Raw genomic sequence first — 11929 nt, 5'->3', positions numbered from 1 at the left:
CGTGCGATGGGCTCGCCGGAGGGCGGGTCCTCGCCGACGAGCGGGAGTGCGTCCACGAGGCCGGCGATCAGACGCCGCGCGGTCGACGCGACGGCGTCGCCCAGATCGAACCGGAGGGGGTCGAGCGCGGCGAGGGTGGCCACGGCGACGAGGAGTCGGCTCGAGGCAGGTGCATCGTGCGGCAGCGCGGCCACGGTGGCCGCCGCGAGAGCGGCCGATCCGGGAGAGGAGAGCAAGGGGCGGGGATGATCGAGACGATCCTCGTCGCGGGTCAGCAGCCAGTCGACGACGGCGTCGTACGTGTGCGTTCCGGCCAGCTCACCGGACTCGCGACCGCGGAACCACAGGCTCCCGTCCTCGATCAGGCTGATGTCCGTGTCGATGACGCCGAGCGGTCGCCCGTCCGACCCGGCGGGTGGCGCCGGCCCCACCGGCGGCGGCGTCGTTCGGCGGCGTGTGCGTGCGAAGCGCTCGACCTCCATCGCGTCGAAGCGCGAGCCGTGCGCGGTGCGACGGCGATCCAGGAGTCCGCGAGAGACATATGCGTAGACGGATTCGGTGCGGATGCCGAGACGCGCCGCGGCCTGCGCGGCGCTGAGGGTGGGCGCTGGGTCGTCGTGCATCTGACTCCCTCACATTGATCGGATCAACATTGACGATACAGCTCGCCGCGCGCACCGTGGACTCACGCACGAGGAAGGACTCAGTCATGCGCACTGTCGATCGCTCCGATTCCACTCTCATCGACGTCCCGCGAGGTCTCGCGAATGTCGTCGTCGCCGAGACCGCGATCGGGGACGTCCGTGGTCACGAGGGCTTCTACCACTATCGAGGAGTGCCCGCCCTGGACCTCGCGGACGGCGGCTCCTTCGAGACGGCGTGGCAGCTCGTCCTCACAGGCGCGACCACGGATGAGGCGTTCGCCGCGCGCGCCGCGCGCGCGCGGGCCCTTCCGAGCGCGCTCGACGCCGCGGTGGGCGAGATCGCGGTGCGCACGCGCTCCGCGGACCCGCTCGCCGGCCTGCAGGCGATCCTGCCCCTCATCGGGGCGGCGGACGGCATCCGGCCGCTCTACGACCGCGACGACGACGCGGCGATCGACGATGCCGTGCGACTCGGCGCGTCCGTCCCGACGGCCGTCGCCGCGCTGTTCCGGGCGGCGCGGCGAGAGACTCCGATCGCGCCCGACCCCACGCTCGGCCACGTCGAGGACTACCTTCGGATGCTCACGGGACGACGTCCTCATGAGCGCCACGTCGCCGCGCTGAGCGCGTACATGACGGCCGCGATCGAGCATGGCTTCAACGCATCGACGTTCACGACACGCGTCATCGCCTCGACGGGCGCCGACCTGTTCTCGTGCGCGGTGGGCGGCCTCGCGGCCCTCGGTGGCCCCCTCCACGGCGGCGCACCCATCCGCGCGCTCGAGGCCCTGGAGGAGATCGGTGAGCCGGCGGCGGCGGACTCGTGGGTGCGCGCCGCGATCGACTCGGGTCGACGCATCATGGGGTTCGGCCACGCGGTGTACCGGACCGAGGACCCGCGTGCCCGCCTACTCCGGCGCATCGCCGTCGAGCTGCGGCGGGACGGTCTCGCCGGCCCGCGCGTGGACCTCGCCATCGCGGTGGAGCGCTCCGTCCTCGCTGCCCTCGCCGAGCTCAAGCCCGGACGCGAGCTGCACACGAACGTCGAGTTCTATGCGGCCGTCGTGATGGAGGCGTGCGGCGTCCCGCGGGAGCTGTTCGGTGCGACGTTCGCAGCCGCCCGCGTCGTGGGGTGGTCCGCGCACGCGTTGGAGCAGAGCCGGGATCCGAAGATCATCCGCCCCGCCGCCCGCTACACGGGCACCGCATCCCGCTGAGTCGGCGGTGCACCGCGCGAGGACGACGTGGGGCCCGGCATCGCGTGATGCCGGGCCCCACGTCGTGGTTCAGACGAGCGAACGCAGCACGTACTGCAGGATCCCGCCGTTACGGTAGTAGTCCGCCTCACCGGGGGTGTCGATGCGGACGACCGCGTCGAACTCCACCGTCGGCTTGCCCGGGGCGGAGAACTCGCTCGGCGCGGCCGTCACGTGCACCGTCTTGGGCGTGACGCCCTCGTTGAGCTGCTCCAGGCCCGCGATCGAGACGACCTCGGTGCCGTCCAGGCCCAGAGACGACCAACTCTCGCCGGCGGGGAACTGCAGGGGGACGACACCCATTCCGATCAGGTTCGACCGATGGATGCGCTCGAAGCTCTCCGTGATCACGGCCTTCACACCTAGCAGGCTGGTCCCCTTCGCCGCCCAATCGCGCGACGACCCGGAGCCGTATTCCTTGCCGCCGAAGATGACGAGCGGCGTGCCCTGTGCCTGGTAGTTCTGGCTCGCATCGTAGATGAAGGACTGCGGTCCGCCCTCGACCGTGAAGTCGCGGGTGAAGCCGCCCTCGACCTCCGCGCCGTCGTTCACCGCCCGCACCAACTGGTTGCGCAGCCGGATGTTGGCGAACGTGCCGCGGATCATCACCTCGTGGTTACCGCGGCGCGAGCCGTAGGAGTTGAAGTCCTTGCGCTCGACGCCGTGGTCGGACAGGTAGTGGCCCGCGGGGCTGTCCGCCTTGATGTTGCCGGCCGGGCTGATGTGGTCCGTGGTCACCGAGTCGCCGAGCGTCGCCAGGACGCGCGCGCCGGCGATGTCGCTCACCGGGGTGAGCTCCATCGTCATGCCGTCGAAATACGGGGGCTTGCGGACGTAGGTCGATTCGGCGTCCCACTCGAACACGTCGCCCGTCGGCGTGGGGAGCGTGCGCCACCGCTCGTCACCCGCGAAGACGCTCTCGTACTGGTGGACGAACATGTCCGTGTCGATGGACGAGTCGATCGTCGCCTGGACTTCCGCGGCATCCGGCCAGATGTCGCGGAGGAAGACGTCGTTGCCGTCCTGATCCGTTCCCAGGGCGTCCACCTCGAAGTCGAAGTTCATCGATCCGGCGAGCGAATACGCGATCACGAGCGGGGGGCTCGCGAGGTAGTTCATCTTCACGTCAGGGTTGATGCGACCTTCGAAGTTGCGGTTGCCCGACAGCACAGCGGTCACCGCCAGGTCGTTCTGGTTGATCGCCGTGGAGACCTCCTCGATGAGCGGCCCCGAGTTGCCGATGCACGTGGTGCAGCCGTAGCCGACCGTGAAGAACCCGAGGTCCTCGAGGTCCTTCGTGAGACCCGCCTTCTCGTAGTAGTCGGTGACGACCTTCGATCCGGGTGCGAGCGTGGTCTTGACCCACGGCTTGGCCTTCAGCCCCTTCTTGACGGCGTTCCGCGCCAGCAGCCCGGCGGCGAGCATGACCGACGGGTTGGAGGTGTTGGTGCACGACGTGATCGCGGCGATGGTCACCGCGCCGTGGTCGAGCAGGAACTTCTCACCGTCCGGAAGGGTCACCGGCGTCGGCTTCGAGGCCGTGGCCGGCGCGTGGCTGCGGTGGTGGTGCTCGTGCAGGCTGTGCGCGTCCTCGGGCGAGTTGCCGGGCGGGTCGGATGCCGGGAACGACTCGGAGCCCTCGAGGTCGACGAGATCGTGGTCGACCTCGGCGTAGTTGGTGAGGTCCTTCTCGAACTGCTCCTTGGAGTGCGACAGCTCGATGCGGTCCTGCGGGCGCTTGGGGCCGGCGATGCTCGGGACGACGGTGGCGAGATCGAGCTCCATGTACTCGCTGTACGTGGGCTCGTGGGATGCGTCGTGCCACAGTGACTGGGCCTTGGAATACGCCTCCACGAGCGCCACCTGCTCGTCGCTGCGGCCGGTGAGGCGAAGGTAGTCGAGGGTGACGTCGTCGACCGGGAAGATCGCGGCCGTCGAGCCGAACTCGGGGCTCATGTTGCCGATGGTCGCGCGATTGGCGAGCGGAACCGAGGCGACGCCCTCGCCGTAGAACTCGACGAACTTGCCCACGACGCCGTGCTTGCGGAGCATATCGGTGATGGTCAGCACGACGTCGGTCGCCGTGACGCCGGTCGGGATCGCCCCGGTGAGCTTGAAACCGACGACCTTGGGGATCAGCATCGACACCGGCTGGCCGAGCATCGCGGCCTCGGCCTCGATGCCGCCGACGCCCCAGCCCAGGACGCCGAGGCCGTTGACCATCGTCGTGTGGGAGTCGGTCCCGACGCACGTGTCCGGGTAGGCGCGCAGCACGCCGCCCACCTCGCGCGTGTACGTCACCTTCGCCAGGTGCTCGATGTTGACCTGGTGCACGATGCCGGTTCCCGGCGGAACGACCTTGAAGTCCTCGAACGCCGTCTGGCCCCAGCGCAGGAACTGGTAGCGCTCGCCGTTGCGCTCGTACTCGATCTCGACGTTGCGCTCGAGCGCGTTCTCCGTGCCGAAGAGGTCGGCGATGACGGAGTGGTCGATGACGAGCTCGGCCGGCGACAGCGGGTTGATCCTGGTGGGGTCGCCGCCGAGGTCGGCCACGGCCTCGCGCATGGTGGCGAGGTCGACGATGCACGGGACGCCGGTGAAGTCCTGCATGACGACGCGCGCGGGCGTGAACTGGATCTCGGTGTCGGGCTCGGCGGCGGCATCCCACGAACCGAGCGCCTCGATCTGCTCCTTCGTGACGTTCGCGCCGTCCTCGGTGCGCAGGAGGTTCTCGAGCAGCACCTTGAGGCTGTACGGCAGGGAGCGATACCCGTCGACCGCGTCGACGCGGAAGATCTCGTAGTCGGTGCTGCCGACCGTCAGGGTGCTCTTCGCACCGAAGCTGTCAACCGTGGACACGTGGCGTCTCCTTCGTCGGCGGCGGGTCGCGGCGGCGGCCCTGAGCCTCCATCATTCCCCGCGGATGCGTCACCGGCTAGTGAGGTTCACCTAACCGCTCGGCGGAGAGAATTTATCTCGATATCGAGATAAATGTATCACTCCCCCGCCGACGCCGACGTGCCGCGGTCCTTGGGATACAGGGCTCTCACGGCGAGCCAGGTCACCGCGACCATCGGGGCGAACAGCGGCAGCCCCATGATCAGCTTGGCGGCACCGAGCGCCCCGGTGAGTGCGACGTTGGCGTCCGTTCCGGCGCCCGCTGCGGCGGCCGCGAAATACAGCGGCAGCTGCACGGCCAGACGTGCCGCGAACAGCGCGGCCCACGCGATCGTCAGCCAGAAGTACACGCGGCGCTTGCGACGGTCGGACCGCCAGCCGGTCCCCTCGTTCATCAGCCACCCGGCCGCAAGACCGATCAGAGGCCAGCCGACGAGGGCGGACACCAGGAGAACGAGTCCGTAGCCGCCGTTGGTGAGGAAGCCCCACAGGAAGTTGTCCTCCGCCCTCCCCGTCCACAGCGCGAGGGCAGCGGCGATGCCGGCCGCGACCAGTCCGCCGACGGCGGCACCGGCGGGTTGGCGTGCGATGAGCCGGATCGCGGTGAACACCACCGCAAGCCCGACCGAGACGACCAGTGCCAGGACGAGGTTCTTCGTCGCCGTGAACGTGATCAGGAACGCGAGGCTGGGGAGCACGGACTCGGCGATGCCCCGCCATCCCCCCATCGCGTGCCACACGACGTGGCCGGTGTGATCCGACTTCGACGGGTCGAGGCCGGCGCGCTGCGCCGCCTTGCCCAGCGCCGCTCCGAGCACATCGGACGCGCGGGGGCCGTCCTCGGGCGGTCCAGCGTCGGGTGCGGGCGTCCGTTCCCGCTCGGGGTTCACGCCGATCCCGGCGTCGAGGGCATCTTGAGGGGAATGAGGTCGCGCGGGGGCATCGGCGTGCCGCCGCGGACGACGACGATCGAGCGGAACAGCGCTTCGACCTTGTCCGCTGCGTCCACGTCGCTCGTGGCGGCTCCGCCGATGACGCCGCGGAGGAACCAGCGCGGCCCGTCGACGCCCACGAACCGGGCGAGACGCTTTCCGCTCGTCCCGTCCGGGTTTGCCACGGGCACCTCGGCGAGCAGCTCGGGCCCCAGGGGACCTTCGCGTTCCTCCACACGGCCGCCCTGCTGCCGGATCTGCCCGCGGATCTGCTCGCGCGTCTCATCCCACAGCCCGGCTGTCCGAGGTGCCGCGAAGGGCTGGACCTGCAGCGTCGAATCGGCGAAATCGAGCCCGACGGCCACGATGCGCTTGGTCTGCTCCTCGACTTCGAGGCGGAGGTTCAAGCCTTCTCGCGGCAGCACCTTGATCCCGCCCAGGTCGATGTACGGCCGGACGGGGTTCGCCTCGCTGTCGTCGAACGGACCGGCCGTCGCCCGGTCATCGGGCGCGGACTTGCGCGGGCCTTCCTCGGCCGCGGTCGCATCGGTCATCGGGGGGTCCTTCCGTCGTGCTGGTAGCCCGTCGAGCCGAAGCCGCCATCACCGCGGACGCTGTCGGGAAGTGTGTCGACGGGCACGAATCGAGCTCGCGGGACAGGCATCACGATGAGCTGGGCGATCCGATCGCCCACCGCCACGTCGTACGCCTCGCGCGCGTCGGTGTTGAGCAGGGCGACCTTGATCTCGCCCCGATATCCGGCGTCGACAGTGCCCGGCGCGTTGACGACGGTGATGCCGTGCTTCGCGGCGAGGCCGCTGCGGGGGACGACGAACGCGACGTGCCCCTCGGGGAGCGCGATCCGCACGCCGGTGCCGACGAGGGCGCGCTCTCCCGGCTCGAGACGAACGGCCTCCGCCGAGACGAGATCCGCGCCCGCGTCCCCGGGATGGGCGTAGGCCGGAACGTCAGGGGCGATAATGGGGACGTCCACGGTTTCGGTCACTCCACGAGGGTAATGCAGAAGACACAGAACGACCCACGGGTCTCCCCCGCCTATCGCGAACGGCTCAGTCCGTCCCTGTGGGCGATCGTGAGCGCCGCCGTGGTCGCACCGATGGCCGCGCTCATGTTCGTTCCCCTGGACAAGACGCTGGCGCTCGTCGCCGGCATCGTCGTCGCGATCGCCGTCGTGACGTTCATGATCTCGGGCGCGCCCTCGATCGAGGTGAGCGGCGGCATCCTTCGTGCGGGCCGCGCGCACATCGACGTACGCCTATTGGGCGATCCGGAGGAGTTCACCGGGGAGGACGCCCGTCGGGCGCGCGGTCAGGACCTCGACCCCCGCGACTGGCACCTCATCCGCGGCGGCATGGACGGCGTCGTGCGCATGTCCGTGCGCGATCCCGACGATCCGACTCCGCATTGGGTGCTGTCCACGCGCACGCCGGATCGACTGGCCGCCGCGATCCGCCGCGCACAGACGACGGCTCCGCGAGCCCGCTGATACGCGGGCGGCGGAGCCGTTGATCGGTGGTGTGCGCGTCTACGCGGCGCACTCCGTGCAGATCGGACCGACCTTGTCCTCGTGATCGAGCTGCGAACGGTGCTTCACGAGGAAGCAACTGACACAGGTGAACTCGTCTTCCTGGGGGGGCAGGACGACGACGTCGAGGTCGAGATCGGACAGATCCGCGCCCGGGAGCTCGAATCCCGAGGGGTTGTCCGCGTCTTCGACGTCGACCGACCCCGAGAGCTTGTCCGGAACGCGCTCCTTGAGAGCCTCGATCGACTCGCTGTCGTCCTCGGTCTTGCGGGGGGCGTCGTAATCGGTGGCCATGCGTGAACGTCTCAACTTCCATTGCGTGATGCCGTAGCCCGTGCGGGCGGCGATAGTTTGCACGACCGGATGGCTTTTGGCAAATGCGGGGTTCAGCCGTTCTGCCCTGCCATCCGCGCGCAGCGTTGAAACCGGCGGCGCGCCCCGGATATTCCCGGTGATCGCCCGGCCGCGTGCGAGCATGTCCCCACACCCGCAGATCGGAGGCGTGGTTCCCATGGAACAGCTCAGAGTCATCGGATCCGAGGAGGATGCGCTCGTCCTCGCTACCGAATCCGGTGAGCGCTTCACGCTCGCCGTCGACGAAGTCCTGCGTGCCGAGATGCGCAGATCGCATCGCGACGCCGACGCAGGGGATCGCCGCGGCGCGCGGCCGCGTCCGCGAGACATCCAGGCGCAGATCCGCGCCGGCCTCTCCACGGAGGAGGTCGCCGAGGTCCTCGGCATCCGTGTCGAAGACGTCGTGAGGTATGAGGGTCCCGTGCTCGCCGAGCGTCAGCACATGGTCGGGCAGGCACTGGCGGTGCCCGTGCTCGTGGCGGCGGATTTCGAGCACGATCAGTCCGCGACGTTCGGGGCGGCCGTGCGCGCGAAGCTCGCCGAAGCGGGAGCCACCGACGAGCGCTGGACCAGCTGGAAGGAACCTGCCGGCTGGGTCGTCAAGCTCGAGTTCACCGCGGGCGATGTGACGCGGGACGCCCGGTGGACCTTCGATCCCCGCAGGAGCACCCTCGCACCCTTGAACGCCGACGCGACGCAGCTCTCCCGGCAGGGCTCGCTCCCGGAGGGGCTCATTCCCCGACTCCGGGCGCTCGACACGCCTCTCCCGAAGGATGACAGTCGCTTCGACTCCGGTGCCTTCGGTCTCCGTCACCTCGGCGATCACGAGGCGGAGACGATCTCGGCTCCGGCACCGGCTCCGACCGTCGCGGTGCAGGATGCCGCGATCAAGCGTGCGCCGGCGGCCTCCTCCACCACGTCCGAGACCGCCGATCTGCTCGAGGCGCTGCGGCGGCGCCGCGGGCAGCGCGAGCCCTTGCCGACCGGCGAGGAGGAGATGCACCGGCAACAGGCGCCCGTGGCGCTGTTCGACGCGCTCGAGCCGGGCTACGACGAGTCGGTGGAGCCGTTGCAGCCCGAGCCGGAACCGCGCGGGGACGAAGCTCGCGCGTCCGTGGGCGGGGACAGCCGCCGGAAGGGGCGCCCTTCCATGCCGTCATGGGACGAGATCGTGTTCGGGGCTCGCACCGAAGACAGCTGATCGGCGTCACGCGAACGCGCCGAGGCGGATCAGCGGGACCACGCGCTCCTCGTTCGTCAGGGAGCCGTGCTGCCCGACCATGCGCTGGGCCGCCTTGTCGTCGAGCCGATCGTCGTAGTAGACGACGCCGGCGCGGGCGGCCACGAGGACGTCGCCGATCCGCGGGAGGACCTCGTCCTCGACCAGACCGAAGAGTCCGGCCCCGACGGCTTCGCGGCGCGTGAGTATCCACGCTCGGTCGGACTCGCTCTCCCTCCATGCGCGCGCGACGTCCTCGGCGGCCCCCGGCGTCGTGTAGAGGTGGAGCATGCGAGGCTCGCCCCCGATGATCTCCACCCCGTCGACGAGCCCATCGCCGTCGGTGAGGAGGAGCTGACGGTGGCGGGGAACGTCGATCATCCCGTGGTCGGCCGTCACCACGACGCCCGTTGACGGGTCCAGACGATCCGAGAGCGCCCGGGATGCCGCGTCGACACCCTCGAGCGCGTGGGCCCACTCGTCCGACTCCCACCCCAGCCGGTGGCCGACGGTGTCGAGCTCGGGCGCGTACAGATAGACGAGCGCGCCCGGGTGGGCCGCGGCCAGGTCCGCGGCGAGGGTCGCCCTCTCCCCCACCGTCTCCGCCGTGACCAGTTCGGCGCCCCGAAGTGTTGCTTCGGTGAACCCCGAGCCGGCATAGGCTCGCCGGGACACGACGAAGCACGGACGACCGCGCGCCGCCTCGCGTTCCAGGAGCGGCTGCCGTCGCTGCCAGGACCGAGGATCCAACCCGTCGCTCTCCCAGCCCTTGAGCTGGTTCACGGCATCGCCCGTCTCCGGCACGCGGACGCGATAGCCGACGATGCCGTGCTCACCCGGCGCGGTGCCGGTCAGAAGCGAGGTCAGCGCGGCGGCTGTCGTGGAGGGGAAGACGGTTCGGGCGACGCTCTTCTTCCCCCCGGCAGCCGTCAGGAAGCGCGCGTGTCCGGCACGAGCGGCCAGGTTGTGCGCTCCCAGCCCATCGATGACGAAGACGATGGCGCTGGCCGCGGGAGCGAACCATTCGGAGCGTCCCTCGAGCGCTGCGATCAACTGCGGCATGACATCGGTGAGGCTCCGGGCGTGGGGAGGGTCCGCCGGTAGGCTGAAGGTCATCGGGGTCAGTCTCGCACACGACCGGACGACCCCTCCGTTCACCCGAGACCCGGATCACGCATGCCCGCACACCCTCCCCAGCCGCCGGCCGCCGGACCCGTCGACGAGCGCATCGAAGACGTCGACCTCTCGGCGGAGATGCAGGGGTCCTACCTCGAGTACGCCTACTCGGTCATCTACTCGCGAGCCCTTCCCGACGCGCGGGACGGTCTCAAGCCCGTGCAGCGGCGCATCCTGTTCCAGATGGCCGACATGGGTCTGCGGCCGGATCGCGGTCACGTCAAGAGCGCCCGTGTCGTGGGCGAGGTGATGGGCAAGCTCCACCCCCATGGCGACGCACCCATCTACGACGCGCTGGTCCGTCTCGCGCAGCCGTTCACGCTGCGGGTGCCGCTCGTCGACGGACACGGCAACTTCGGCTCTCTGGACGACGGTCCCGCCGCCCCTCGCTACACCGAGGCTCGGCTCGCTCCCCCCGCCTTGGCCCTCACCGAGAGCCTCGACGAGGACGTCGTCGACTTCATCCCGAACTACGACGGCCAGTTCCAGCAGCCCTCGGTCCTGCCCGCCGCCTTCCCGAACCTGCTGGTGAACGGCGCCGCCGGCATCGCTGTCGGCATGGCGACCAACATGGCGCCGCACAATCTGATCGAGGTCGTGGGCGCGGCCGTCCATCTGCTCGACAATCCCGAGGCCACCGTGGAAGAGCTCATGGAGTTCGTCCCCGGTCCGGATCTGCCTTCGGGCGGGATCATCACCGGGGTGGACGGGATCAAGGACGCCTACACGAACGGGCGGGGGTCCTTCCGCACGCGGGCCAAGGTGTCCATCGAGTCGATCGGACCGCGGCGCACAGGCCTCATCGTCACCGAGCTGCCCTACATGGTCGGCCCGGAGCGGGTCATCGAGAAGATCAAGGACGCCGTCAACGCCAAGAAGCTCACCGGCATCTCGGACGTCACCGATCTCACCGACCGCCGGAACGGGCTCCGCCTCGTCATCGGCGTGAAGACGGGCTTCGACCCGAGTGCCGTTCTGGAGCACCTGTACCGGCTCACCCCGCTCGAGGACTCGTTCAGCATCAACAACGTCGCCCTCGTCGATGGGCAGCCGCAGACGCTCGGTCTGCGCGAGCTGCTGCGCGTGTACCTCGACCATCGCATCCGCGTCGTCACCCGTCGCAGCGAGTACCGTCTCGCCCGGCGCCGCGACCGCCTACACCTGGTCGAGGGGCTGTTGATCGCGATCCTCGACATCGACGAGGTCATCCAGGTGATCCGCACGTCCGACGACAGCGACCAGGCGCGGACCCGCCTGCGAGACGTCTTCGATCTGTCCGAGGTCCAGGCCGAGTACATCCTCGAGCTGCGACTGCGCCGCCTGACGAAGTTCTCGCGCATCGAGCTCGAGGCCGAGCAGGACCAGCTGCAGAAGGAGATCGCCCAGCTGGTGGAGCTCCTCGGCAGCGACGTCCTGTTGCGTGCGCAGGTGGCGAGGGAGCTCGACGCGGCGGCCGAGGCGTACGGCACCCCGCGCCGGACGCTCCTTCTGAACGGTGGTCCGATCGCGGCCCGCCCGTCGCGCGCGGCGGCCGCCCCGGACCTCCAGATCGCCGACACGCCCTGCCGGGTCTTCCTCTCCGCGACCGGCCGTATGGTGCGCGCCGACATCGGCGAGGACGGCAGCGGCGTCGTCCCGCCCGCGCGTCGCTCGAAGCACGATGCGATCCGCGGCGGCGTCGACACGACGACCAGAGCCGAGATCGGTGCGGTGACGAGCGCGGGTCGCCTCATCCGGTTCAGTCCGGTCGACCTGCCGTCGGTGCCGGGCAATTCCGTTCAACTCGCCGCGGGGACGCGCGCGGATCAGTACCTCGGTCTCGCGAAGGATGAGCACGTCGTCGGCATCGTTCCGCTCACGGCGGACCCGGCGATCGCGCTGGGTACCGCGCAGGGCGTCGTCAA

General features: G+C 69.9%; 11 protein-coding genes. 4 read left to right on the top strand and 7 right to left on the bottom strand.

Translation table 11 applies throughout. From position 1 onward, the window contains the following. Positions 1-623 (bottom strand): helix-turn-helix domain-containing protein (locus tag BGO15_RS09885; protein ID WP_502689163.1); only part of this gene is annotated, 623 nt, incomplete at its 3' end. A gap of 86 nt (positions 624-709) precedes the next feature. Here BGO15_RS09885 and BGO15_RS09880 point away from each other — a divergent pair. Next, on the top strand, positions 710-1861 hold the full coding sequence (locus BGO15_RS09880) for a citrate synthase (RefSeq protein WP_286748169.1): 1152 nt from the start codon (positions 710-712) through the stop codon (positions 1859-1861). A gap of 69 nt (positions 1862-1930) precedes the next feature. Here BGO15_RS09880 and acnA read toward each other — a convergent pair whose 3' ends face one another. The 4 genes from acnA to dut all read right to left on the bottom strand — a co-directional run bounded on the left by acnA (position 1931) and on the right by dut (position 6736). Beyond that, entirely contained in the window at positions 1931-4759 is a 2829-nt protein-coding gene (gene acnA, locus BGO15_RS09875) for an aconitate hydratase AcnA (protein ID WP_286748168.1), read from the bottom strand. A gap of 137 nt (positions 4760-4896) precedes the next feature. Beyond that, positions 4897-5688, bottom strand: a complete 792-nt coding sequence (locus BGO15_RS09870; RefSeq protein WP_286748166.1) for a DUF3159 domain-containing protein — start codon at positions 5686-5688, stop codon at positions 4897-4899. Further along, a complete protein-coding gene (locus tag BGO15_RS09865; protein ID WP_286748164.1) occupies positions 5685-6284 on the bottom strand; it encodes a DUF3710 domain-containing protein in 600 nt (199 codons plus the stop codon). Before BGO15_RS09865 ends, BGO15_RS09870 begins: the two co-directional genes overlap by 4 nt. After that, positions 6281-6736: a dUTP diphosphatase gene (dut, locus tag BGO15_RS09860; protein ID WP_286748162.1), complete on the bottom strand. Its 456-nt coding sequence runs from the start codon at positions 6734-6736 to the stop codon at positions 6281-6283. The genes BGO15_RS09865 and dut overlap by 4 nt, the downstream gene beginning before the upstream one ends. Before the next feature lie 12 nt (positions 6737-6748). On the opposite strand from dut, the gene BGO15_RS09855 reads away from it, so the two are divergent. Further along, on the top strand, positions 6749-7237 hold the full coding sequence (locus tag BGO15_RS09855) for a DUF3093 domain-containing protein (protein WP_286748160.1): 489 nt from the start codon (positions 6749-6751) through the stop codon (positions 7235-7237). Between the two features lie 39 nt (positions 7238-7276). Here BGO15_RS09855 and BGO15_RS09850 read toward each other — a convergent pair whose 3' ends face one another. Continuing rightward, positions 7277-7570, bottom strand: a complete 294-nt coding sequence (locus tag BGO15_RS09850) for a DUF4193 domain-containing protein (RefSeq protein WP_286748159.1) — start codon at positions 7568-7570, stop codon at positions 7277-7279. A 40-nt stretch (positions 7571-7610) separates the two neighbouring features. Between BGO15_RS09850 and sepH the strand changes: the two genes are divergently transcribed. After that, a complete protein-coding gene (sepH, locus tag BGO15_RS09845; protein WP_502689162.1) occupies positions 7611-8831 on the top strand; it encodes a septation protein SepH in 1221 nt (406 codons plus the stop codon). A gap of 6 nt (positions 8832-8837) precedes the next feature. Here the strand turns inward: sepH and BGO15_RS09840 are convergent, their stop codons facing one another. After that, entirely contained in the window at positions 8838-9965 is a 1128-nt protein-coding gene (locus BGO15_RS09840) for an alkaline phosphatase family protein (RefSeq protein ID WP_286748158.1), read from the bottom strand. Positions 9966-10025: 60 nt separating this feature from the next. On the opposite strand from BGO15_RS09840, the gene BGO15_RS09835 reads away from it, so the two are divergent. Further along, on the top strand, positions 10026-11929 hold a 1904-nt coding region (locus BGO15_RS09835), incomplete at its 3' end, for a DNA gyrase/topoisomerase IV subunit A (protein ID WP_286748157.1).

Origin of the sequence: Microbacterium sp. 71-23, assembly GCF_001897265.1 — a bacterium.
Lineage (GTDB): Bacteria > Actinomycetota > Actinomycetes > Actinomycetales > Microbacteriaceae > Microbacterium > Microbacterium ginsengisoli.
Note: the sequence above shows the minus strand (reverse complement) of the source record. Positions and strands in the feature narration are given on the sequence as shown.

Bases quoted from the DNA above. Each gene is read 5' to 3' on its own strand.
- BGO15_RS09880 (WP_286748169.1), top strand. From the start codon at position 710: ATGCGCACTGTCGATCGCTCCGATTCCACTCTCATCGACGTCCCGCGA.
- BGO15_RS09865 (WP_286748164.1), bottom strand. From the start codon at position 6,284: ATGACCGATGCGACCGCGGCCGAGGAAGGCCCGCGCAAGTCCGCGCCC.
- BGO15_RS09855 (WP_286748160.1), top strand. From the start codon at position 6,749: ATGCAGAAGACACAGAACGACCCACGGGTCTCCCCCGCCTATCGCGAA.
- BGO15_RS09850 (WP_286748159.1), bottom strand. From the start codon at position 7,570: ATGGCCACCGATTACGACGCCCCCCGCAAGACCGAGGACGACAGCGAG.
- BGO15_RS09840 (WP_286748158.1), bottom strand. From the start codon at position 9,965: ATGACCTTCAGCCTACCGGCGGACCCTCCCCACGCCCGGAGCCTCACC.